Here is a 23359-nt window from a genome sequence, read left to right as displayed (position 1 = left end):
TTTTTAAAATAACAAAACCAAATTAAATAAATTAATTTGGTTTTGTATAGATACCCATGTTATCTCTAAATGCTCAATCTAGCTTACTGATTTAGCACCTCTAAATCTCAAGGGTATGACAAAGTGCTTTTAGAATCATGCGCTTACTTGTGCGTTTCTTCTGTTTTTACGAATAGTCTTCAATACTATCACTACCACTGCAGTGACAACAGCGCCGGCCGCCATACAAAATAAAGCCAGTAACGGTTTATTGATAGCGCCTAGTAGTGCGACAACAGGTCCGCCATGCGCCACACTGTTGGTGATACCAAAAGAGAAGGCTAATACAGCAGCTAACATTGAGCCGAGAATATTCGCAGGAATAACCGATAAAGGATCTTGAGCTGCAAAAGGGATCGCACCTTCAGAGATACCAACCAGTCCCATCGCGCCAGCAGCTTTACCGGCCTCAATTTCAGACGCTTCAAATATATCTAATTTACGCCCCATAAATGAGCCTAATGCCATGCCTAAAGGTGCGACAGGTATTGCACACGCCATTGCGCCCATGAACTGCGTTTGTCCACTTGCAATCATGCCCACACTGAATAAGAACGCCACTTTATTAAATGGACCTCCCATATCAAAGCCTGCCATCCCACCTAACACAATACCTAATAGAACTACATTACCCGTACTCATTTCCGTTAGGACTAGCGTTAGATTTTCCATTAAACTTGCAATCGGCGCGCCAATAACAAAGATAAATAAGCTAGCAATAAATAATGTACCCGCAATAGGAGCAATCATAATAGGAACAAGGGGTTGTAAAAACTTATGGAAATTAATATTAACAATAAATTTAACAAAATAACCGACTAAAAGACCGGCTACAATAGCCCCTAAGAAGCCCGTACCCGCATCTGCACCATAAAATGAACCCGTGTTAGCAATCCAACCACCAATCAAACCAGGCGCAAGCGCAGGACGATCAGCAATGGCATAAGCAATATAGCCAGCAAGAATAGGGATCATTAATGTAAATGAAACAACACCTACATCAAGCACTTTTTGCCATAAACTTCCTGCAGGAATAGCCATACCATTTGCAGTCGGCTCGCCACCAAGTGCTAACGATAACGCGATTAATAAACCGCCCGTCACTACAAATGGGATCATATGTGATACGCCATTCATTAAATAACGGTATAAATCACCACGTGCTTGCGATGCTTTACTTTTATTACTCACATTTGTCTCACCAGTATCACTATAAAGAGGAGCTATTAGTGCTTTTTCAATTAAACCCGGTGCATCTTTAATCGGCGCTTTAACGCTCACTTGGATCAATCTTTTGCCGGCAAAGCGGCTCATATCAACCTGTTTATCCGCAGCAACAATGATGGCATCAGCGCGGGCAATTTCTTCTGTTGTCGGGCTGTTTTTGATACCGATAGAGCCATTAGTTTCGACTTTAATCTCATAACCTAATTTAGCAGCCCCTTTCTCTAAACACTCAGCAGCTAAATAAGTATGTGCAATTCCTGCAGGGCAACCCGTAACACCGATGAGAAAACCTTTGCACTCGTCTTCTTTAATCTCTACTACTGCCTTTTTTTCTAGCAATAAATCTAATGCTTGCTGGGCATTTTCAACTTTTAAAAATTTCTCAATAAAACCGTCTTCAATTAATTTTGAAGATAGAGAAACAAGCACTTCGATATGATGATCCGCTCCACCATCTGGTGACGCAATCATAAAAAATATTTTAGAGGGAAGACCATCCTCTGCATCATAATCAATACCCTTACGGCTAATTCCCACTGCAACAGCAGGATTAATCACCGCTTTGCTTTTGGCATGAGGCATCGCGATACCATCTTCAAAGCCCGTATTACCTAATGCTTCACGCGCTTTAATATCTGCTACAAAAGCATCTTTATCATTAATGCGCTCATCTGCAAAAAGAATGTCTGCCATTTCTGAAAATACTTCTTCCTTGCTTTGTGCCTGCAAGTCGACGCAAATTAACTTTGCATTGATTAGTTCATTGATCATGATGTTTCCCTTATTTATTCAACGTAGCGATTATCAAAGATAATAAAGTTAAAAAATAGAAGAGAAAAAAGGTATTTACTAGAGAATTGTACCTAGAATAATTTTCAGTGATCTATGACACATTCTGATAAATGTAAAATAATTATATGCTTTTTTATCAAAAATTTGTTTTAATTAAGAGGTGGAGGGTATTATGTACTTACTAAGCGCTTTGTTCTCCTCACTTTTTCACTAAAACACTCATTTTTATACTCCTCAAGGAAGATAGCCAATGCTAATGATCACACTTGCCGATTTAAACAAGACTGAGCATGCACAAGCTTATATTTATTTAATGAAGCATTATAGTCGAGAGCCTATCAGCGGAGGCAAACACCTATCAACATTTAGCCAAAATAATTTAATAGATTGCTTAATAAAACGCGATGATGTCGTTATTTTATTGGCATTTAAAGATGGGAAGCCGGCTGGGTTCTTAACCGCTTTTGAAGGGTTTTCAACGTTTGCATGTAAGCCTTTATTTAATATACATGACGTATCTGTACACCGTGACTTTAGAGGACTTGGGATCAGTAAGTTATTGTTTGCAGAAATTGAGAAACTTGCACGTCTACGCGACTATTGTAAGATCACTTTAGAAGTGATTTCTGAGAATAAAATAGCGCGAAATGCTTATCAACAACAAGGCTATCACGATCCCCAAATAGATCCCAAGCAAGGTAATACGCTTTTTTGGAATAAACCTTTAAATGCATAATGGCATTAGAGAATAGATAATGAGAGCAAAACAACTTTAGTCTTGCTCTCTATTCTATTTACATCCAATCTGTCGTACGAATAACGCCCACAGCAATCCCTTCAATGGCGCAAGATTCATATTCTAAATCTACTTTGATAGTACTAAAATCCTCATTTTCAGGTTTTAATAGCACTGCGTTACCTTCACGATAAAAACGTTTTACCGTCACTTCATCTTCAATACGTGCAACGACTACTTGCCCATTATTAACATCTTGTGTTTTATGTACGGCGAGTAAGTCTCCGTCCATAATTCCAATATTTTTCATACTCTCACCTTGCACGCGTAATAAAAAATCTGCACGGGGATGAAATAAAGCGGGGTCAACCGCATAGTGCATTTCTATATGCTCAGTCGCTAAAATAGGAGATCCCGCAGCAACTTGCCCAACGAGAGGTAAACCTTTATCAACAACCACTTGATTACTTTTATGCTCAGCAATAATACGAATACCGCGAGAAGTACCCGATAATATTTTAATCGCGCCTTTACGTGCCAATGCTTTTAAATGCTCTTCTGCTGCATTTGCACTACGAAAACCCAATAAATTAGCCAATTCAACGCGTGTTGGTGGCATACCTGTTTCTTCAATACATGCCTTGATCACATCTAACACTTCGTTTTGACGTTTGGTTAATTCTTTCATTACTCTCTCCAAGCATAAACTGTTAATATAGACAGTGTATATCTATACATGGAATTAAGCTAGCTTATTGGTAAGTGATTTCCTTGTATTTCAACCACCCAGACAAGTTATTTTCACGATTCTTTTGGGTTGTAAAAATAATAAAGCCGCCTTTACGGTTCCACTTATAAAGCCCTTTAAAAAATAACAACGCGCCTTTTTTAATATCCGGTAATGCCTCACCCATTTCAATATCGTGCTTAATAATTAACTTTTGTCCGGACGTTAAACGTACTAAAAACAATTGCGCCCGATACGGCGATAACTGCTCAGGTAGTCGCCTTATCAAGTGTCCTTGCGCACTGACTTTAGCGCTACGCTGACTCTTATAAAGAAACCCTAAATAAGCAACACTATCTGCCTTTTCATCAAGACTGCTCACCGCGTCATCGGCATACATAAGATCTAAGTCTTGTTTTTTTTCAAAACATGCAGATAAACTTAAAGTGCACAATAATATGAAAAATAATTTAAACATTTACAGACGCCCATTATACGAGAAAGCGATTTTCCCATCCGCACCTTTCGGGCCTAACCACGATAAACCTTCTTGGATGTTTTTAGGGAGCGTTGGGCCATCTTTTATGGTACCACGTAGCTGATAACTGCCATTGTTTTGTAGTTCAGCTTGTAGTTGCGTTTTTAAATCCGTAGAGACTTGTTGTACTTTTGCAATTAAACGCTGATTTACGCAACTTAAATCTATTTCAACATTGGCCAAATTAATATTGCCCATCACCGAATTTAAGGCAGCCTTTCTCCACACTAAATAGCCGTCTAATTGCTGACAACTAAGCGATGCTATCGCCACCGTGTTGATCATTAAACGTATTTTACCTTGCGCTTCAATAGGAATAGGAGATGCGATATAAGATGATACATCAGCAGCCTTTAGATTAACCTCAAACTGATTTAAGTGTAACGTGTTCATATCTGCGACAAGTTCCCCTTTGCCTTGCAGGCGAGGCGCATCATTATTAAATGTCACATCAAGACTAAGCGCCAACGTCCATAAAGTTCGCCAATTAACTGACCACTGCACATTACTTAATTGATAATTATTTTGATAACTTATATTTTTCGCGGAGCCCTGCCATATTGTTCCCGAAAATGCCTGTATTTTTACAGGACCATTTTGTGCTAAAAATGGCTGTATCATCGAGGCGGGTAATGTCCATATTAAGGACAATAAATAAACAGCGACAAAAAAAACAATACATTTTATTTTCATTATTAATAACCCAACACTAAACGATTTATTTTAATGTAACCCGGCTTCAAAGCTTGGTTAATATCAACATTTAAAACCTCAATGCCATATTTATTTTTAAGCAGCGTTAGCCAATCCATCGTATTATTAAATTCAACATCTGCAATCCAAACCTCTAAGGTATCATTACGATTTAAAATACGTGTAAAACTTATCCCCGATCGTTTAGCACTGCGATTTATTACCTCTACTAAGCTACTTTGAGGTACTTGAGCAACTTGACTGCCCCGCCCTGATTTTAATAATAGAGAGGCTTTTTCTTGTACCCAACTTAATGTTTTTTGAGTGCGTAACAATTGGATTTCACTGTTATCTAAACGTGTGCTTAATGGTTTCCATGCACCCCAATAACATAAGGAAAAAGCTAAAAATAAGACAATAACAACCACTAATCTTCGCTCTTTAATGTTACTGGTTGCCCACCAAATACGCCATTTTTCCTGCATTAGTTGCTCCTTATTCTTAGCGTACCAAATACACGATCTTGGCTATTGTTTAAAGCACCTTGTTGTACACTATAATTTTTAGGCAAGGACTTGATAAAACGCTCAAACGATTGAAAATTATCAGCACTTAATAAGATCTGCATTTCTTGTTTTTTAGCATCAAACTTAATGCTACTCGGGCGCATTTGAGGATAAGCTTTAAAGGAAGGCACTAACTCATTAAGCATTAACAAAAAGCCACTGTTGATGTCTGCATTGATAGGCCTCAACATGCTCTTCATTCTTTTCTTAATACGGGTATACGATAGTTTTTTCTGCAAAGGAAATGCTTGTACGTAAACTTGCTCAACTTGCGCTTTAATGGTGGCCAATTGTTGCTCATTTTGAACACTTTTCATGTGCATATTAAGCATCATCAACAATAAGCCTAACAGCATAAAAACAAAGGGAAAACGCCAACGTAAAAGCGCTTGGTGTGTTTGTTTATTAACTTTAAACTCAGCACTTAGTAGGTTCACTTTATTATTAATACAACCCATCGCTAATAATTGCATCGGCAAGACTGCCGGCATGACCTGCCAGTTTCCAGAATAATTCGACGTAGCATCGCTATAACTTTGCATCACAATGGCATTTTCCTTGCTCGCGGACGCATCGTTTTTCGACGCTAACATCACGTTCAACATGCTGGCATCACAGCTCCAAGCAATCTCTTTATTTTCACGAACAATAAATTGATCATCAATAGCAAGTACTGACCAATGCCCTTCTTCTGCAACGGGCAACGTCAAGCCTTCGGGGATAAACTGCAAACAATTTAATTGTGCCTGCACAAGCCAATCACACCACATTTTCATTTTTTCGTGGCTACAATATGCCACATGAATTAAATCTCGCTGCTTAGCAAAAACATTAAAATGTAATGTCTCAACGTCCATCGCCAGCTCATCTTCAAGTATATAAGGTAACGCTTGTTGTATTTGCCGATTAAAATGCCCTTTAATTGCTACCGACTTAATATTGATATCAACACCCGGTAAAACACAAGTCAGCACACGATTTTGCGCTTTCTCAGTTAAAAGATTAAGTTGCAATGCATTTTCAACATCGCCTGAAGCAATGATTTCATTTTCCGTTTCCGACCAAATCAACCAGTGATTTTTTTGTGTCGGCTCACTTGCTAAGCGAATAATTAGCCGTTCAGTCACGCCCGCTCTCCCAATATCAACATGTAATTTTTATTACCTTATTGAGCAGATAAATATTATGCAAATACGATCTCATCATGATCCTAATCCCGATGATTGATAACGGATCGTATATGCTTTCTTATTTTCTATTTTAAATAACAACTTAACTCGTATTAAACGTTCGCTAAATTGTACGATGCCGTTGAGTTGAAAAAATTCACTTTGCACACTCAATTGACTTTTTATCGCGCTCGGAATATTCAAACCTTTAAATATCTCAGCAGTGAAGAATTCATCCACACTCTTCCAACCACTTTTATCGCGTTCATCTAATAACTTTTCAAAGTCGCGAATGCTTAAATTTAAGCGCTCCGGAAAAATAGCATATAATATTTCAGCTTGATCGATACGTACCGTATTGATATTTATATGTTGCGTCTTTGATGGGATGGCGCATAAATAAGGTGATATTTTAGAAAAAACCTTGCTCGTCACCCCACGTAGCGCGCGTAATTCACTAATATCAATCATCGCCACATTAGCGCTCAAATGTGGTACAGACAGCGCTTCATAAAAACTATCTTCAGCGCCTTGCGCTGCCAAACTCACCTTATCGGCATCAATCCAATCACGTGTTGAGTCTGCTATCGTTTCGGCAAGGTAATCATCGATATCTAATGCTTCAAGCAGACGTTGCAGTTGCGTGACCCCGGTTGCACGCACCTCTTCATTGTCGGGTGCCGCGACAGCATTGATATTAAAACAGCTACGCATATCAATAATCGTACCACTAATATTACCATTTTCCAGTGGGAAGACGCTATCGGGCGTTGCCCAATTTTGATCTAAACTGACACGTTCATTATTTGCAAAATCATCTTCTAGTATCATTCTTGCAAGCTCGGCTGTCGCCTGCGCGTACCAATAACCACCTTGGCTTAACATGGTTCCCTCAGTGCGCTTTAAACTTAACGTCAAACGTTCTGTCATGGTGCTCGCAAGTAAAACCATAATCGCTAAAATCATTAAAACAATGATCAATGCCATGCCTTTTGAAGCGCTCTTTTTCATTTATAGATCACCACGCTCGGAATTAAAAATTGACGTACGATATCGCCAAATTTTTCACTTTTAAAGCTGATCTCTATACCGGTTGGAAGCGCTGTTTTTGATTGCCAGCGCGTCTGCCACTTTGCATTCCAAAAGCGAAACTCTAAACTCTCGATATCTTCTAATAACACTTGCATTTGAGGCTCTTGGCCCACTATAAAATCAGGATATAAAAAATAAAGGCGTTGCAACTGCCCCTCATAAAGTCGGTAGCGCACACGTAACAAATTAGAGCGAGGCAAACGCCCTAACGGATTAGACCAACCTAAACGAGTAAACTCAATGCCTTGATCTTCTGATGAAAACAAATATTTAGCACTTTTAATGAGACCTTTAGATGGAGAGTCGGCATCATCTCGTACTTTTCGCGCACTTATCTGAGTAAAATCTTGCTCGATGATAAGCATCGTATGCTGTAATTTTTTTAACTGCTCAGTATGCCTTTTGCTAATATCTGCACTGCGAATAACGCCCTGTAATACTTGATAAGCGGCCAGACTTAACGAGGCAAAAATAGAAATAGCCACCAACATCTCAATCAGTGTAAAACCTAGAGTTTTAGTCCTTAAACGCTTAATGCTTCGCAATGTAAGTCCTTAAGGTCGCCAAAGCCACCCCTTTTTCGTCTTTACGCACTTGCATATCAACTGCTATAAATTGACTGTCTCCCGTACCAACCGCTTTATAACGTACAAACCATTGTTTATCAGCAAACGTCACTTCACTATTTTTCCACGTGGATGTCGGCCATATTTTTTCTAATTTCAGTTGCACTAAGCCATTACTTGCAATCCACATCGCCATGCTTTTATCTTCTAAATGCGCTTGGTTATTGAGGGCATTAGAAGACGCTTGCATAACGGCAAGCCCCGCTGTCGCCAGAATAACCAGTGCGAGCATCACCTCAAGTAACGTCATACCGCAAACTTTATGGCGACTCATGTGTATCTTCTTTGGTGATTTCACCACTCATATTAATACTAAGCAGTGCGGAGGCAGGTCTATCGCCGTCCTGTGTATTTAAAAATTGCAACGTAAAGGGCGTTACCTCTCCACTCGACATAATATAAACTTGTGGGGCGAGCGTTCCGGGTTTAACATTCACGTTTTGACTATCAAGTTCCTCCCAGAGCGCACCCAATAATGCATAATGCAAGGTCAACGGCTCAGCCAAAGTAACATCCGTAATGATCCTTTTAAGCTCTAAAGCTTGCCACGCTTTTTCTTTATAAGCATAAACAACAAATTGGTAAGCATTATCTTTAAAGATGATCCCTAACTCTTTACCCGACATCAAAGCTTCATCTTGCGCAAAAGACAATAAAGTAACAAAACGCTGTGCTTGCCAATCTAAGTCTTGTTGTCGCTCAGTGATTTTTGGTAAATTCATCACCACTACCACCGAGACCATCGCCATGATCAACACCACCAACATTATCTCTAATAAGGTGAAACCTTGTTGTCTCGCTTTAAGCGCTTGCATGTTAGGCCTGATACCTGAGCATTAGAGGTCCCAGTTACCAATATCATCTTCGGTATCTTCTTCTGCATCTTGACCTACCGATAAAACATCAATTTTTCCATGTTCGCCCGGACTATTTAAAATATAATCATTGCCCCAAGGATCTTGAGGAAGACGCTTAATATAACCGTCTTCAGGATAATTACGTGGCTCAGGCGATGCCGTTGGTTTTTCCAATAGAGCCTCTAATCCTTGATCCGTATTCGGGTAACGAGAATTGTCTAATTTATACATGTCTAACGCATTTTCTAATGCGATCAGATCTGAAACCACTTTTTGGCGATCTGCTTTATCTTTGTTACCCATTAAATTGGGTACAACTAAAGACGCCAGTACACCTAAGATCACAATAACCACCATGATCTCAAGTAATGTAAAACCTTTTTGTTTATTATTTTTAAGCACACTATTTTCCTTTATTAAGCAGAAACTAAATTATTGAGTTGTAGTATCGGTTCGAGTATTGCCATCACAATAAACAGAACCACCCCCGCCATTGAAATAATCAATGCAGGTTCAAATAAACCAATAGCAATCGTCACTTGCGCCGCAAATTGTTTATCTTGATTATCCGCAGAGCGCGCTAACATATTCCCTAACTCACCACTACGCTCACCACTGGCAATCATATGTAGCATCATCGGTGGAAATAATTTTGTATTAGTAAGTGCCCGTCCTAGGCTCACGCCAGAGCGTACACGCTCTGTCGCCTCTGCAACTCGTAAGCGTATAAATGCATTACTGAGCACATTTCCCGCAATACCCATCGCCTCAAGCAACGGCACAGCGCTGCTATTTAAAATGCTTAATGTCCGCGCAAAACGCGCTGTATTTAAGCCTTTAGACACATTGCCAATCACCGGTATACGTAATAAATGTTGAGCAAATTTTAGCTGGTTACTTTCTTTTCTTAAGTACTGTTTTATGCCCAGTAGACAGATAAAAAGCGCCCCCATCAAATACAAACCATAAGCGCGCAGTGCATCACTGATTGTTATCAAGAATCGTGTGGTTGCCGGTAAATCTGCCCCCATGTGCTCAAACTGGCCGACCACTTGCGGTACAACTGATGTTAATAATATCGAGATAACGCCGACCGCCACAAACGTTAATACTAAGGGATAAATCATCGCTTGCTGGATAGTACTTTTCATTGCTTGGCGTTGCTCTGCATAATCGGCAAGCTTATCTAATACTTTATCAAGGTGACCAGAACGCTCGCCCGCCGCCACCATCGCGCAAAACAGATGATCAAAAACAAAGGGAAAGGCGCCTAAACTCTCAGCTAAACTGTGCCCTTCAATGATCGAGCTACGCACCGATGCAATGATCGTTTTTAAATTTTCTTTTTCACACTGCTCTAATACCGCTTGTAAGCATTCTTCTATCGGAATAGAGGCAGCCACTAAAGTCGAAAGTTGACGTGTTATCAGCGCTAAGTCTGCCGTTTTAATTTTGCAACGGTATAAGCGTTTACTACTCTGACTCGACTGCTGACTCACCGCCTCAACGTGCAATGGCATATAACCTTGCGCACGTAATTTTTGCCTTAACAAACGCGCTGAATCAGCCTCTAAGGTTCCTTTTACAGATTTACCTTTGGCATCTAATGCTTTATATAGGAAGGTTGCCACAATCATCCTCACTGGTTACACGAACTATTTCTTCTAATGTGGTTAAGCCTTGATACACTTTAGCCATACCATCATGGCGAATGCTCGGCGTAGACTGACGGATCACTTTTTCAATCGCTTGCTCGCCGGCACCGGTATGCATTAACTCACGAACCACATCCGTCACGATCAATAATTCGTGGATCCCCATACGACCTCGATAGCCTGTTGCATTACAATGCTCACAACCTTTCGCATTATAAATAATCACTTTTTCAGTGTTAGGAACACCTAACAGATGTTTTTCTTTACTACTGGCGATATGTGGCGCTTTACAATAAGTACATAAACGGCGCACCAAACGTTGCGCAAGTACCCCGAGTAGACTCGATGAGAGTAAGAAAGGTTCAACCCCCATATCACGTAATCGTGTTACCGCGCCCACGGCGCTATTGGTATGTAAGGTAGAAAACACCAAATGCCCCGTTAAACTCGCTTGTACTGCTATTTGCGCGGTTTCAAGGTCGCGGATCTCACCAATCATCACCACATCGGGATCTTGGCGTAAAATAGCGCGCAAACCACGTGCAAAAGTCATCTCAACTTTACTATTAACCTGTGTTTGGCCAATGCCCTCAATTGAATATTCAATGGGATCTTCGATAGTTAATATATTATGCTCTTTAGCGTCTATTTCCATTAGCGCCGCATATAACGTGGTACTTTTACCTGATCCCGTCGGCCCTGTCACCAGTACAATACCGTGCGGTTGATGGATCAAGGAGCGCATTAATTCATGATTTTCTGGCGTCATTCCTAACGTGGCAAGGTCGAGTTTTATGGCGTTTTTATCAAGGATACGTAACACTACACGCTCACCATGGCTGGCCGGCATTGTTGACACTCGCACATCGACAGCGCGCCCACCAATGCGCAATGAAATACGTCCATCTTGTGGTACTCTTTTTTCTGCAATATCAAGTTTCGCCATGACTTTAATGCGCGACACTAATAACGCAGCAAGTTTACGTTGAGGTTTTAAAATTTCACGTAAAATACCATCTATGCGAAAACGAATAATAAGGGAGTTTTCAAACGTTTCGATATGAATATCAGAGGCTTCTTCTTTAATTGCTTCACCTAATAACGCATTGATGAGCTTAATAATAGGCGCATCATCTTCTGTTTCTAACAGATCCTCATCTGCGGGCATATCTTCTGCAAGCGCAAAAAGATCATCACTGCCGATATCTTGCATAAGTTGCTGTGCATCTGATGATGACGATTGATACGCTGAGGCCACTAATTCATTAAAGTGAGATTTCTCTACTTGAAGCAAGCTAAACGCCCCGCCAATAACGCGGCGCACCTCTAACAACAAGTCAGCATTGGGCGCTTTAATATGACAAAGCTCGATATTTTTCGCGTTGTACACAAGCACAATTTCATGTTTCTTTGAAAAAGAAAAAGGTAACTGCCCATAAGGCGTGACAATTTGATTGTCCACCTCATCATCAGGCGCAACAATAGAGGCTTCAGTGCTTGGCATTATTAAGATCCTGCTTTAATAACGCGCGTTGCTTTAAAAAGGTATCCGCATCAATTTCTTGTGTTTTACCCCATTCCGGCAATAGAGGGCTCTCACTATTTGGCATTAAGTTAATGCCAATTTCGCGTTGTTTTTTCTGCATATCTCGGATCATCGAGTATTTACGCATACTTAATTCATTCATGGTGACATCATCACGAATAATAGTGGCGCGTAAAAAAATCATTAAATTACGCTTTTCCGTAGTATTACGCGTTGATTTAAACAAATTACCCAACCAAGGGATATCACCAAGCAAAGGTATCTTATCTACCGACTCAATGACTTTCTCATCGATTAAGCCCCCGATAACAATCGTTTGTCCCGATTTTACGAGCACCGTGGTTTTCACTGATCGCGTAGAGAAAACAACATCCACTGTATTGGTACTGTCTTTAATGGAAGAGACTTCTTGCTCAATCACCAATTGCACGGAATCACCTTCATTAATTTGTGGGGTGACATTTAATTTTACGCCAATCTCTTTACGTTCAATGGTTTGAAATGGATTGTCATTATCATCACTCGAGGTTGATCCGGTTAACACGGGGACTTCATCCCCCACCAGAAAACTTGCTTCTTGATTATCTAAGGTCATGATACTCGGTGTCGCTAATATGTTAGAGCCCGTCGAACTACTAAGCGCCTGTAACATGACCCCCCAATTAGAGCCCAGATACCCGACTACCCCACCCGCTATTTTACTAATTGCAGAGCTCACATCACTTAAATCGCCATCATGGCGAATTTGGTAAGCCCCATTAATAGCATCTCCTGTCGTCGCCCCATTACCGTGAAATTGAGAACCACCGGCTGAGGTTGCAAATTGCACGCTTAAGTTAATGCCGTTACCTTCTGAAATTTCAACAATAATGGCTTCTACTAACACCTGAGCGCGGCGAATATCTAATTTTCGGATAACACTGCTTAGTGACGCCATTAAGGCTGGCTGCGCCGAAACAATTAACGCGTTAGTGCCTTCATGAGATTCTATACTTAGGCTTTTGGAGTTGGACTTAGTGCCCGTTTTCGACGCAATATTTGATATGCCTTCGCTCACGCCTTTTAAAACATCCGCAACTTCCTTGGCGTTTGCATATTTAAGATAAAACACGCGAGTATTACCATTGCTCTGAAGCTCATTATCTAACGATTTCACTAATTTTATAATACGCGCACGCGTTTTAGGCTCACCACTAATAATAATAGAGTTGGTACGCTCATCGGCAACCAGACGCGGTCGTAAAATACTGGGCACACTACTTTGAGAGCCTTTACTCGGCGCTTGGATAGCCGTGATGATTTTAACCATCTCTAGTGCACTTGCGTATTCTAATTTAAGAATATCAACTTCGTGATCGCCGGCTTTATCCACGCGATGTACGATTTTAACTAAACGGTTCACAACCGCCGCACGGCCAGTGATCATTAATACGTTAGAGGGCCCATAATGTACAACATTACCGCCACCTGCATTATCGTTAAGTTGGCGCAGTAGTGGCGCTAACTCGCGCACAGAGACATTCATAACTGGCACAACACGCGTGACCATTTCATCGCCATGATAAAACTTGCCATCATCAACGACAGGAATAGCCGATACTTTTGCATCTTTAGCGCGGATAACTTTAATAATATGATCATCCATTTCAACGATAGCAAAACCATAGACTTCTAATACGTTTAAAAAGAATTGATAGTATTGCTTCTCATTAAGTAAATCATAACTACGTACATTAATTTTCCCTCGGATAGCGGGATCTAATATGATCGTTTTATGCAGATTTTTACCCACGATATTTATAAATTCATTAATATCTGCATTTTTAAAACTTGCTGAGTATTCTGTCGCCAATGCACTCGACGCGATTAAACAAGATAAGGCAACACTTAATACCTTAAATTTACTTATTAAAGACTTCATTTATCCCAAACTCCATATAATGAACATTGTCATTTTAAACATCTTTATTCTCTTTTTATTAAGGGATCGCGAAATCGATTTCATACAACTGTCCTTGTCGCATAACGCTTAAATTTATTTCTGTCATCTGCGAAAAACGCTTCATTAATGTTAATGCTTGCTGCCTATCAGTGAGATCCACACCATTTAATTGCACCGCGATATCCCCTGCTTGTAAGCCCACACTATTAAATAATGTCGGATTGCGGCCAGGACTCAGTCGATAACCTTGCAAGCGTCCTGATTTTTTCAGAGGAGAAATATTAATATAGTCAAATATAGCGCGAGGATTGCTCAGCAGCCTCTTTTTATCGATATTAAGTGTGTTGAGTCGCGCAGATGGTGTGTTTTTTGCCAAGGGCCTATTATCAAATTCCTCATCAGCCCCATCGAGCATCAATGTTTGGCGACTACCTTGTACATTTAAAATAACTCGGTCGCTGTATATTTCAATAAGGCTAGCTTGATTATTGGCAATTTTTGAGTCAATAAAAAAACTATCTTGGCGTCCTTGATAAGAAATAATTGCGCTGGAATACTCAGGATCGGAAGCAGCAACAACCCCCACTAACGTTAATTTTAAGGTGGTCTTAGGCGCATGTGTCGTGCGCGCTTTACTGATAACTTTGACGGGGAGGATCTCTTGTTGTCCGAAAAGAAACGCAGATTGTAATTTTTGCGTTTTTATTTGTTGATTTGTCTGTTGCGTTGCAACAGGGGCATCCCAAACTGCAGATGGCGGCACTGAGCTCAGTAAAAACCAAGTCAGTAACGCTAACTGATAAGCAACGAATACCTCTCCTAGTAGAAGCATGGGCGTCGACAATTTTTCTAAACGAAGAGACAAAGACACTAAAAACACCTTATTAAATAATCTATTAGCATCTTAGCATAAGAAAATAAACAGACATGCGATATAACATCAATCTCAAACAATAAGATATAAATCTTTAGAGTTCTTATTCATCTGTAAACAAAGCATATTTTATCCAGATTTCGGTAACGATTTAAACAGTTTAATACTCTTAGTTCGATAATAACCCGATAATGTGACCCCAGTGACCTCTGCACTACTTTGCGCCGAACTTGGCGACCATTGGATATCGATGTTTTCAAATTGCTCACTAAACAGAATATTATCCTGCGTAGTGCGAAGTATCGCCCCAAGTGTCGTCGAAATAAGCGCTCCGCCTCTTTTTTTCAGCCAGGTATCAAGTAACTCTCTGCTTAAAATTTTCTTCGCCATTTGTAATTTTGAGCCTACCCAATCATTAAATTGCACATGATCAACATGGCCTTTGCGCACAATAATAATTTTATCATTTAGCATGCTCATGCCGTAAATATCCGTTGCGCTATATGATATTGACTGCTCGATAGAATGTTTAATATTATTAATAAGGTATAAACGTTTGCTGGTCAATACGGCGCTGTACTTTGCCTCTCCTTGCGAGGAAATAAACGAGATATCCCCCTCTAATTGCAACGTTTTAAGCACATTATTACTCTGTACACCTAGCCATGAAAGCATATTGGTTGCCTGACTAATTAATATTTCCGTATCTTCAAGTACAAAAACAGCCGCTTTTATATTGTCTTTCGGCAACTCTTTAACATATTGTAAGGTTTTACTTTTAAGTATGAGTGCTTTGCCATTTTCCTGTAATACCAGCAGTTTTGTTCCCTGATGATTCACTTTCAGATCTTTAGCGGGGCTATTTAACGCGTACACATATTGTTTATTTTTTAATGTATTACTGTCTAATAGTCGCAGTGTATTCACCCCATTATTAAACACCGCAATGATATTTTTATTTTTAAAATCGCTAACCACCCAGCCAATATTATCATTACGGCAAGCAGCCTTCGATGCCAACATCGCACTCGTATCAATGACGGGTGGTTTTGGTAAACGAGGGCGTTTATTAACAATATCAGAGCCCGAAGCGCCCCCTCTACTGTCAATCTCAATATCACGTGTAGAGGTCATTAATTTAGTGCCCGTGGCGGTAATAAACACACCATTATTTCCACTGCTTTTACAATCAGAATCAAGGCTTGCATTTAGCATATTCGGCTCTTGATAAACTAAATAAGACAGATCATTTTTTTCGCCTTGGGTGGCAAACACTAAGCGCGCCGACGAATTAGACACATTACTGTTGCCATTATTATAATAATTCATAAAATTATCGTACCAACTGTCCCAAGCATCGTCAGCATCATCATATTTATCATGGTGATGATCATCATCGTGATCATCATCGTGATCATCATCGTGATCATCATCGTGATCATCATCGTGATCATCATCGTGATCATCATCGTGATCATCATCGTGATCTCGTGAGGTTGCGACCGAAAGAGACTTAGACGCAGGACTAAACGAAGTGTAAGATCCATTATTTAAGTTCATGGCAAATAACTCCCCCTCTGTCGATAAGCTTAATAATTGTCTTGTCTTCACATCGATAGATAATGAGCGCAGTGATTTTAACTCTGTTACCGGAAATGAGCCCTGCAATAAATATTGCTTATTTAAAAACAACAAGCGTTGATCGATATCGTTTTGAGTCAATATCTCTGTGATATCAAAGCTCTGTGCATAAACCATTTTGTCTATCGCTGTTGCTATTTTAAGGTATTTAGAATCACCCTGTAACGATAAAGCATGCTTAAAAGAGGCTAACAATAAGTTCGTCTCATTTTGTGGCCCTTCACGGCTATTTAACGCGGTAAAATCTAATTGATATTTTTCACCAAAAACAGTATTTAAGTACGCCTTCGCTTTCGCCGGGTCACCCGCTACCAAAGGATTAAAAAGCACTTCATTTTGAATTAACGTCGTAAATGGGCTAATAACTTCAGATTGCCCTGATGCCGTAAGAAAATACTCTGACGAGTCCAGTAAAAAAGGCCCTCTCATGCTAAAAGGAAAGCCATATATACTTGATTTTTTTACTTCAGAATTATCACATACTGCATTTAAGTTAGTGTCTTGGCATATCATCATATCGCGATAAGCATAATGGGCTTGTGTCGGTATCGTGTTGCTATCTTGATCATTTTGACAGCCCACTACAACAAAGCTACTGGCGATAAATAGCGCGATTTTTGTTAATTTTAAAGATCCATCTTTCATATTTTCCACTTCACCCATTTACATTTCACTAACACAACACGTTAAAAATTACTTTTTTGAAGTGCCCACTATCAACCGAAGCCGCTAAAGTATCAAAATAAACATGCGAATGCTATTGATAATTAATATCGTTTTGATTAGTATGTGCAATCTTTTTTAACGAGCCTTTAACATGGCGCCTGATATTGATAGTAAGGATATTTTATAATGAGATGGATCTCTCAGATGTTGTTCCTCTGCTCTAGCACTTTTTTAATTGCCTGCAACGATTCAGGCTCAGGAGAAAATTTAGCCTCCACAGACAATATTCAAACAATTTCAAATGCTAAAAATAGTATTTCTGGCACAGCAATGGATGGTTATTTAAACCAAGCCAAAGTTTGTCTCGATATCAATAACGATCTCACTTGTACTGAAGAAGATGGCCCGATCTCATTTACGGATGAATTTGGACGTTATAGCCTCAATATTGACAAGGATATTGACCGCAGTCAGCACACCTTAATTGTAGAAGCGATCCCAGGCACCACTTTTGATATGGACGCGCCGAGCGATGCCATTGAAAAAGCTTATGTTTTTTCTGCACCCGCTAATAATGCGAATATTGTCAGCCCATATAGCACACTTATTCATGCCATATCACAGCAACAAGGTATTGATTTTAAACAAGCAAAAAACGAATTAGCACAACAACTAAACTTAAATGCAGATGACTTTGACGCCGATTACGTGGCAAGTAAAAAAGATAAATATAAAAAAATGCATGTGTTGGCGCAAGGCCTTACCCAAATCATACAAAAGAGCACTCAAAAATCAGTCGATAATGGCGTTGCTCGTGTAAATTCGCGCGTCGGCGTGCAGAGTAAATTGGCCTTCTTAGATATTAGTGCGCTCAAAACTAAAACGGATAAATTATCTGGCAATAATGTTGCAGCGAGCCTAGACGCAATCAGCGAACAGAGTCAGCAAGCCTTGGTCGTCAAAGCCGATGAAATCGAGATAATCAATGGCAAAGTGCAGATACAACGACCAAAACCAAGTATTATCAGCGAGGATGATGCATCAAACACCTTAGATTGGGCATGGGTTGGTTACTTTAAACAGGTTGATCAATATGAGTATTCCTTAGATAGCGGTAATACGTGGAAAAAGGCGACCACTAAACCCTTATTAGTTGGTAATGTGGCACTTGCTCCTGGCGTAGTACAATTGCGTTTACGCACTTTACACTTGCACACAAATGCCGGTAAAATTGCACTCTCTACGCAACACTTCACTTATAGCGCAAGGCCTGCAGCGCCCAGTTCATTAACCGTTAATGACGCAAATAATAGCTTCGATTGGACAAATGTAGCGACTTATAGCCACTTTGATGCTTATGAATATTCTTTTGATGGTGGCAATATTTGGCAAGATGTTCAACAGAAACCCCAAACACTCGCAGATCTTGATTTAAGCGTAGGAGAACTACAAATTCGCGTTAAACCGCCCGCGTATAGTAATTTGTCAGCCGGTTTCAGCACTCTTTCTACTGTAGCGATGACGCAAACACCACAAACGCCTAGTGCACCTACTTTAACGGGTAATGACACAACAGATTTAGTCGATTGGGATTATATTCAAGGCTTTAACAGCCCATCTGATTATGAAATTCATATAAAGGGTACTTGGAAAGCGCTTACCATTAAGCCTTATTCTGTGGGCAACAATACGTATGCATCTAACAGTATTAGTATTCGTGTACAGAAAAACATCAATAACGCGCGTAAAGCCGGCGATATTGGCACGTTAAGTTTTGCTTTTAATAAACAAGCAAATAAACCTAAAGCGCCTGAAAATAGTATTGTTAACGATGCGCTCAATAGCTTTGACTGGACGATGTTAAGTCCTTATACACAGAAAAATGCCCATGAGTACTCTGTTGATTCGGGTAAAACATGGCAAAATGTCAATGAAAAACCCCTTTTCATCAGTGATGTAGACTATGCGCCCGGCGCAATTTGTGTACGCGTTAGAGCAAACATACAAAATCATAACCCCGTGGGCGAGCCTTTATGTTCAAGTGCAAAATATAGCATAACGCCAAGTACGCCAGATGCCCCGACTTTCCCTATCAGTGACGACAATGCGGATACTTTTTCATGGCAATGGACACCCGGCTTTAAAAACGCCAGTGATTATGAAGTTCTCATTGCAAATGGTACATGGACAGGTGTTGACAAAAATCCCTATGCACTGATCGCAGATGAAAGTTATGCTCCTGGTGATATTAATGTGCGTGTTAAAGGCGACCTATTAACGGGACGTGCGCCGAGTGAAAGCCTAAGCAATACAAACTACTTTAATCCTAAGCCATTGCAAGCAGACGCCCCATCAGACGGCCTTGTTGATGATAAAAACAATACATTTAATTGGACGAACGTTGCTTCTTTTTACAACGTAAGTGATTATGAATACTCACTTAATGCAGGACAAACGTGGAAAACCTTAAGTGTAAAACCTTTGCATGTTAGTGAAGTGGAGTTAAGTATTGGTCGCGTACAGGTGCGCGTCAAAGCCAATGTTAAAAATGGTATGCCAGCAGGATTTATCTTAGAAAATCATGATGCTTTTATGGCAGAGCTAGGTCCTGATGCGCCACAAAACTTAATAATTGTTAATCACGATAAAACGAGATACAAGGACGAAGTAAAAACCAATGGTTTAAAATGGTCTTTTGTTGTCGACAGTACAACGGGCGCCAATTATCAATATCCTACTTATTATGAATTTACCAATGATAAAGGCACCACTTGGACAACGGCGATTAGTAATCCGCAACATATTGGTACACAAGCCTACGCCAAAGGTAATGTCGGTATTCGCGTTAAGGCGAATGCTATCGACGGAAAAAACAATAGCCCGGGAAAAGTCATGTGGGCTAATAGTGCGTCGGGGTCATTCTTAGTGATCCGCCTTGTTCCGATCAGTGATTGGGATAAAGCCCCTTATCTCCTAAGTAAGGATGCTCAATATTCAAGCCTAAAAATGGGAGGTTGGAGATCTACTCGCCCGACTTGCTTCGCAGAATATGGCCCAGATGGTAAAGGAAATGCACGCTTTTGGACTAAAAAATCGGTTTATAGTAAAACGGGGATCGCCTCTGAATTACAAAAATCTGCCTGTGGCATTTCAGATTGGAAGCTACTTTCCGTCACCGAATTAGCTGCGCGATTTAGTAAAGATTTAACCTTTATCCCAAAATTTGCGATGTATAACGTCATTTCAAAGACACGTAATCGTTATTGGGCAAGCATGATGGAAAATAACCAACTTTCTTTTGTCAAAGTGAGTGAAGGAAAAGTTGCAACGGGTTATTCCTTTTCTACTGCAAGTCTTATTGCTACTTGGGTAGCCCCAGCAAACAACAATTAAAATACCTTTAATGACAACTAAGCAGCGTATCTGTCTAAACAGATACGCTGCTTAACCGTTTTATTTACGAAATTACTTTAGGAATAAAAATGAACAATAAAAAAATAAATAACAAAAGTAAACAACGTGGTGCTGCTGCCATTGAGTACGCTATTTTAGCCGCCGCTATGTCGATTGTAATGTTTAACTTTTTAGGTGAAGACGGCTCATTAACACAGGCTATCAACGGTACCTTTGAAAGTGTCGTCACCAAACTTGAAAGCATTCAAGAAAAATAAAAAACACTCTCATTACTCACGTATGAGCCTTATTGTTTACGCAAAAAAGAAAATTTAATCATGACAGCAAAACGTTTAATGTATTTTTCTGTTTTTATTTCACTCATCGGTCTCTTGGGACTATTTATGAGTGTGTCTTCGCCTACCGCGCCGGCGCTGATAAAAGAAGAAAATAAAACACTTACTATTCTTGTAAGTTCTCAAGAAATAAAATCAGGTCGCCTGTATAGCGCCTCTATCTTTGCGTGGAAAAAAGTACCTGAAAGTGATTTAGCCGAGCAAATTGATTACATTCAAAAAATAGACTTTAACAATAAAGCTTATAAAAAAAGTATTGTGACCGGCGATCTTCCGGCCGGCCATATTATGAGTCAATCGGATTTCTTAACTCTTGAAGATGGCGCGTTCTTGTCTGTTCTACTTCGCCCGGGATACCGAGCTGTCTCCGTTGGCGTTGATCACATCACCGCAAATTCGGGTCTTATTCGCCCAGGGGATCATGTCGATGTATTACTGCTTGCTTCTAAAGAAAAAGAATTACGCTCGACAGGCAATGAAACGCGTAGCTTATATGTAAAAACCATTGTGCAAAATGTACGCGTTTTAGCCCTTAACGATGCACTACAAATTGATCGTTACCAAGAAGAGAAAAAAAGAAACAAAGGCATGCTCCCTGAAAAAAGTGCGGTCACTTTAGAGGTGCTACCCGCACAGGCCAATACGGTTATTTTAGCTAATCAGTTGGGCACGCTATCAATGCTACTTAGAAATAGCAGTGATAATAGTATATTAGCAAACACACAAGTTGATATTGGCGATATTTTCCCTGAAATTAAACAAGTTCAGCCTGATATCGGTTTAATTGAATTTAGAGCAAAACAGAAACAAGTCTTAAACACAGTGAGTGGCGAACAATGGTAAAAAGCATCATAGCAGGATCTCTATTTTTTCTACTCGCATTTAGTGCACAAGCTAAAACCTTAAATGTCACACTTGATCAAGCAAAATTATTAGTGTTGCCTAAAACAGCAAAATCTATTTTTATTGCCAGTGATCGCGTGGCCGATTACCAAACCTTAACCAACACAAAAATAATGATTTTTGGGAAACGAGTGGGTTCAACGTCTTTATATGTTCTCGATGCACGTGAAAATGTGATTTATTCCGCCACGGTCAAAGTAAATCATAATGTGCAGGAGCTCAATGCCCTGATAAAACATGAATTTCCAAATGCACAGGTGCACAGCGAATCGACTGCAGGTAAACTTTTTTTAAAAGGCCAAGTCAGCACCCCCAGTATTGCTGAGAAAATTGTGCGTTTAGCCGAAGGTTACGTCTCAAGTAATGGAGGGAAATCAGAAAGTGCAGGTGCTGCTACTGAAGGTGGCGCTCAAGACGACCAACAGGGCGGAGAGTCCGCACAATCTACCCAAAATACACAAGAATTAATCAATCAGTTAGTGATCACGATGCCGACGCAAGTCAATTTACGTGTGCGCATTGCTGAAGTGTCACGTAATGTCTCTAATAAATTAGGGATCAAGTGGGGCGCGCAAAATATTGGCACCATTTCAGGTACCTTTGGCACTAAAAATTGGTTACCCAACGTTAAGTTTCCAGACCTTTCAATAATGATTGATGCCTTAGCCAGCAACGGCCTTATCTCTATTTTAGCCGAGCCCAACCTAACCGCTATCAGTGGCGAGCGTGCATCCTTTTTAGTGGGTGGTGAGATCCCTCTTCCCGTTGTCTTTGGCGATAGCGCCAATATTATCTATAAACCTTTTGGTGTTCGTTTAGATTTTAAGCCGACCGTACTAAGTGCTAATCGTATCCGTCTGCAAATAGAGCCTGAAGTTAGCACCATTGCACCGCGTACCAATGTACAGATAGGTGGCTCTTCTTTACCTGTCTTTATTACCCGTAAAGCATCGACCACGATTGAACTCGCCAGTGGCCAAAGTTTTGCCATTGGCGGATTATTACAATCTAAAGATATAGAGCAATTACAAAAAATACCCCTACTTGGTGATATTCCTATTTTAGGTGCGTTATTTAGATCCAGTGAATTTCAACGTGAAGAAACTGAGCTTATCATTATCGCCACTGTCTATTTAGTGCAGCCGACACGAAGCGATAAATTTTCTTTGCCGACCGATGGCCTTCTTCCTCTTAGCGATATTGAGCGTTTGCTCGCTTGGCCTCATAAAAAAGTGACACCCACTACTATGGGATCATTCTCTTCTACCCCCTCTCAGCCTCGTTTGCTGGGCGATAACGGATTTTATTACTAAGGTATCTC

The 23359-nt window shown here is 40.1% G+C and carries 21 protein-coding genes; 5 read left to right on the top strand and 16 right to left on the bottom strand.

The annotated features are described in order from the left end of the window. Positions 1–135: 135 nt before the first annotated feature. The gene (locus tag PCNPT3_RS01055; protein ID WP_015464017.1) at positions 136–2037 is read right to left on the bottom strand and encodes a PTS fructose transporter subunit IIABC; all 1902 of its coding nucleotides are present in this window, start codon (positions 2035–2037) and stop codon (positions 136–138) included. Positions 2038–2308: 271 nt separating this feature from the next. On the opposite strand from PCNPT3_RS01055, the gene PCNPT3_RS01050 reads away from it, so the two are divergent. After that, positions 2309–2794 (top strand): GNAT family N-acetyltransferase, encoded by a 486-nt coding sequence (locus tag PCNPT3_RS01050; RefSeq protein ID WP_015464016.1) that lies wholly within the window; start codon positions 2309–2311, stop codon positions 2792–2794. A 58-nt stretch (positions 2795–2852) separates the two neighbouring features. On the opposite strand, the gene lexA is transcribed toward PCNPT3_RS01050, so the two are convergent. The 15 genes from lexA to PCNPT3_RS00975 all read right to left on the bottom strand — a co-directional run bounded on the left by lexA (position 2853) and on the right by PCNPT3_RS00975 (position 17383). Continuing rightward, a complete protein-coding gene (gene lexA, locus PCNPT3_RS01045; protein WP_015464015.1) occupies positions 2853–3482 on the bottom strand; it encodes a transcriptional repressor LexA in 630 nt (209 codons plus the stop codon). 64 nt (positions 3483–3546) lie between these two features. Beyond that, the gene (locus tag PCNPT3_RS01040) at positions 3547–3999 is read right to left on the bottom strand and encodes a DUF3465 domain-containing protein (protein WP_015464014.1); all 453 of its coding nucleotides are present in this window, start codon (positions 3997–3999) and stop codon (positions 3547–3549) included. After that, the gene (locus PCNPT3_RS01035) at positions 4000–4752 is read right to left on the bottom strand and encodes a type II secretion system protein N (RefSeq protein WP_015464013.1); all 753 of its coding nucleotides are present in this window, start codon (positions 4750–4752) and stop codon (positions 4000–4002) included. It lies immediately after the preceding gene. Positions 4753–4754: 2 nt separating this feature from the next. Next, positions 4755–5237 carry a type II secretion system protein GspM gene (gene gspM, locus PCNPT3_RS01030; RefSeq protein WP_015464012.1) on the bottom strand — a complete coding sequence of 161 codons (483 nt, stop codon included), beginning with the start codon at positions 5235–5237 and terminating at the stop codon, positions 4755–4757. Next, the gene (gene gspL, locus PCNPT3_RS01025) at positions 5237–6445 is read right to left on the bottom strand and encodes a type II secretion system protein GspL (RefSeq protein ID WP_015464011.1); all 1209 of its coding nucleotides are present in this window, start codon (positions 6443–6445) and stop codon (positions 5237–5239) included. Before gspL ends, gspM begins: the two co-directional genes overlap by 1 nt. 75 nt (positions 6446–6520) lie before the next feature. Beyond that, positions 6521–7498, bottom strand: a complete 978-nt coding sequence (gene gspK, locus PCNPT3_RS01020; RefSeq protein ID WP_015464010.1) for a type II secretion system minor pseudopilin GspK — start codon at positions 7496–7498, stop codon at positions 6521–6523. Beyond that, complete coding sequence (gene gspJ, locus PCNPT3_RS01015) at positions 7495–8124, bottom strand: type II secretion system minor pseudopilin GspJ (RefSeq protein ID WP_015464009.1); 630 nt, start codon at positions 8122–8124, stop codon at positions 7495–7497. The genes gspK and gspJ overlap by 4 nt, the downstream gene beginning before the upstream one ends. After that, positions 8111–8479, bottom strand: a complete 369-nt coding sequence (gene gspI, locus PCNPT3_RS01010; protein ID WP_015464008.1) for a type II secretion system minor pseudopilin GspI — start codon at positions 8477–8479, stop codon at positions 8111–8113. The genes gspJ and gspI overlap by 14 nt, the downstream gene beginning before the upstream one ends. After that, complete coding sequence (gene gspH / locus PCNPT3_RS01005) at positions 8466–9020, bottom strand: type II secretion system minor pseudopilin GspH (RefSeq protein ID WP_015464007.1); 555 nt, start codon at positions 9018–9020, stop codon at positions 8466–8468. The genes gspI and gspH overlap by 14 nt, the downstream gene beginning before the upstream one ends. A gap of 21 nt (positions 9021–9041) precedes the next feature. Beyond that, the gene (gspG, locus tag PCNPT3_RS01000; RefSeq protein ID WP_015464006.1) at positions 9042–9464 is read right to left on the bottom strand and encodes a type II secretion system major pseudopilin GspG; all 423 of its coding nucleotides are present in this window, start codon (positions 9462–9464) and stop codon (positions 9042–9044) included. A 14-nt stretch (positions 9465–9478) separates the two neighbouring features. Then, on the bottom strand, positions 9479–10699 hold the full coding sequence (gene gspF / locus PCNPT3_RS00995; RefSeq protein WP_442852365.1) for a type II secretion system inner membrane protein GspF: 1221 nt from the start codon (positions 10697–10699) through the stop codon (positions 9479–9481). Then, a complete protein-coding gene (gene gspE, locus PCNPT3_RS00990; protein ID WP_015464004.1) occupies positions 10674–12221 on the bottom strand; it encodes a type II secretion system ATPase GspE in 1548 nt (515 codons plus the stop codon). Before gspE ends, gspF begins: the two co-directional genes overlap by 26 nt. Next, positions 12208–14184, bottom strand: coding sequence for a type II secretion system secretin GspD (gspD, locus tag PCNPT3_RS00985; protein WP_015464003.1), 1977 nt, complete (start codon positions 14182–14184; stop codon positions 12208–12210). Before gspD ends, gspE begins: the two co-directional genes overlap by 14 nt. 58 nt (positions 14185–14242) lie before the next feature. Continuing rightward, positions 14243–15076: a type II secretion system protein GspC gene (gspC, locus tag PCNPT3_RS00980; protein ID WP_015464002.1), complete on the bottom strand. Its 834-nt coding sequence runs from the start codon at positions 15074–15076 to the stop codon at positions 14243–14245. A 132-nt stretch (positions 15077–15208) separates the two neighbouring features. After that, complete coding sequence (locus PCNPT3_RS00975) at positions 15209–17383, bottom strand: hypothetical protein (RefSeq protein WP_015464001.1); 2175 nt, start codon at positions 17381–17383, stop codon at positions 15209–15211. A gap of 189 nt (positions 17384–17572) precedes the next feature. On the opposite strand from PCNPT3_RS00975, the gene PCNPT3_RS00970 reads away from it, so the two are divergent. The 4 genes from PCNPT3_RS00970 to PCNPT3_RS00955 all read left to right on the top strand — a co-directional run bounded on the left by PCNPT3_RS00970 (position 17573) and on the right by PCNPT3_RS00955 (position 23351). Continuing rightward, positions 17573–20779, top strand: coding sequence for a hypothetical protein (locus tag PCNPT3_RS00970; protein WP_156801479.1), 3207 nt, complete (start codon positions 17573–17575; stop codon positions 20777–20779). An 89-nt stretch (positions 20780–20868) separates the two neighbouring features. Continuing rightward, positions 20869–21057: a Flp family type IVb pilin gene (locus PCNPT3_RS00965; protein ID WP_015463999.1), complete on the top strand. Its 189-nt coding sequence runs from the start codon at positions 20869–20871 to the stop codon at positions 21055–21057. Between the two features lie 60 nt (positions 21058–21117). Then, positions 21118–21978: a Flp pilus assembly protein CpaB gene (gene cpaB, locus PCNPT3_RS00960; protein ID WP_015463998.1), complete on the top strand. Its 861-nt coding sequence runs from the start codon at positions 21118–21120 to the stop codon at positions 21976–21978. Next, entirely contained in the window at positions 21972–23351 is a 1380-nt protein-coding gene (locus PCNPT3_RS00955) for a type II and III secretion system protein family protein (RefSeq protein ID WP_015463997.1), read from the top strand. The genes cpaB and PCNPT3_RS00955 overlap by 7 nt, the downstream gene beginning before the upstream one ends. The last annotated feature ends 8 nt before the right edge of the window (positions 23352–23359 follow it).

Source organism: Psychromonas sp. CNPT3, assembly GCF_000153405.2.
Lineage (GTDB): Bacteria > Pseudomonadota > Gammaproteobacteria > Enterobacterales > Psychromonadaceae > Psychromonas.
This window is presented reverse-complemented; position numbering and strand designations above follow the sequence as displayed.